3 protein-coding genes are annotated in these 1,497 nt (G+C 38.3%); all 3 read right to left on the bottom strand.

Annotated features, from left to right (window positions below):
- Positions 1-25 precede the first annotated feature (25 nt).
- Positions 26-316, bottom strand: a complete 291-nt coding sequence (locus JMW64_RS13845; protein ID WP_201555363.1) for a peptidase associated/transthyretin-like domain-containing protein — start codon at positions 314-316, stop codon at positions 26-28.
- A complete protein-coding gene (locus JMW64_RS13840) occupies positions 303-842 on the bottom strand; it encodes a peptidase associated/transthyretin-like domain-containing protein (RefSeq protein ID WP_025651887.1) in 540 nt (179 codons plus the stop codon). The genes JMW64_RS13845 and JMW64_RS13840 overlap by 14 nt, the downstream gene beginning before the upstream one ends.
- 171 nt (positions 843-1,013) lie before the next feature.
- The coding region (locus JMW64_RS13835; RefSeq protein WP_201555362.1) for a peptidase associated/transthyretin-like domain-containing protein at positions 1,014-1,497 on the bottom strand (484 nt) is incomplete at its 5' end.

Below are 1,497 nucleotides of genomic sequence, written 5' to 3'. Positions count from 1 at the left end.
TGGCTGTCACCCTCCTTTTATCTCCTCAGCATACTTTCTGACACACCACCATATAACCTTTGCCCATATTATCTGAATCTATCTTTTGCATTGAGTGTAATTCAAAACGGCCTGTGTTATCAGAGATGCCTTGAATGTCATCTGTTAAGTAGACGGTGATATTGCTAAGTGGCTGATCAGTTTGACTGTCAATTAGCTGTCCTTTTATAGAAGGTGTGACATAAAAGGCCTCAGGTTCTTGCGCAGTACAAGATGAGGTTACTAAAGCAGTTAGCCAAAAGATACTGAATAATCTAACTTTACTAGACGGCTTCATGGTCCACTCCATCTGGTAGTGGAATGCAATTTACCTCTTTTTGCGACTGATTAGATTGGCAGTAAGACATATCTTCTATATATTCGTTGTATTTATAGTTGTCTTCTAGCTGCACACCATCTGGTAATTTATCAAGATAAATTATACCCATATGTACGTACTCAGGGACCTCTGAAGCTCTTTTAGCTTTTATTCTTGGAAGACCAAAATTCCAGTAATCTTTACTCTTATAATCTTTTTTATATACGGTCATGTCGCTTTCACTTAGTTGTTTGGACTCCCAATCGTCAGTTGAAGAGCTCTTAATCTCAATAGCAGGTAGTCGAAAAAAACCGTCTTTGTCAGTTGTGGTAGATGCTGAACTGGTATATATAATGCTGACATCACTGATGGGTTGCTCTGTAGTTTTGTCTAGCACTTGTCCTGTAACGATAGGCGTTAGATAGTGCGTAGTAGTAGGTTCTGCCTGACAAGAAGTTAATGAAGCTGATAATAAACATAGTCCAGATAATAATTGTATTTTCATACCTAACCTCTACTTACTAATGGGACAACTTTAATCATTGATAACCATAAATCAATGATTCCGCTGAACAAGCAGAAGCTAACAAACCACTGAATAGTATTTTAGCCAGTAATAAAGGCTGAATTAAAGGCGTGATTTTCCTTTGATACATTAAAACCTCGTTAGAAAATGCTATTGAACAGGCTGATTTGGACTCACCTGCTCATACGTTTTACCTTCTGTTACAGGTATGCAGTCGACTTCTCTTTGAGATTGAGTAGGCTTACAATAACCTACAGTCAAGTATTCAGTTTTATACTCAGCTTCTTTACCAGCTGGTACTGGCATCAGGTAAATTTTTCCCATATTGACATATCTTTTTTGACCATCGGCGCTAGTCGTGAAAGCTAATCCTCCATTCGTATATGACTTATATTCATAGCCTTCTTTAAATATTGCAAGACTCGCACCTCGCCTAGACCTACTCTCCTGATAACTTGGTTCGTTGAAAGTATATTCAACTGTAGTAAATGGAACAGTAAATCGACCTTGTTTATCAGTGTAGTCAAGAGCTTGACGATTGATCACAGTTTTGACACCTTCAATAGGCTGATTGGTTTGCTTATCAATGACCTGACCCGTGATCTGCGGAGCAACGTAGACTAGTTTTTTCTGA

The organism is Psychrobacter immobilis (genome assembly GCF_904846065.1).
In the GTDB taxonomy this organism is placed as follows: domain Bacteria; phylum Pseudomonadota; class Gammaproteobacteria; order Pseudomonadales; family Moraxellaceae; genus Psychrobacter; species Psychrobacter immobilis_H.
The sequence above is the reverse complement of the archived record's forward strand: the minus strand, read 5'-3'. Positions and strand labels throughout refer to the sequence as shown.

What these genes read in the sequence shown, in the direction of transcription:
- JMW64_RS13845 (WP_201555363.1), bottom strand. Translation starts at nt 316, where the DNA reads ATGAAGCCGTCTAGTAAAGTTAGATTATTCAGTATCTTTTGGCTAACT.
- JMW64_RS13840 (WP_025651887.1), bottom strand. Translation starts at nt 842, where the DNA reads ATGAAAATACAATTATTATCTGGACTATGTTTATTATCAGCTTCATTA.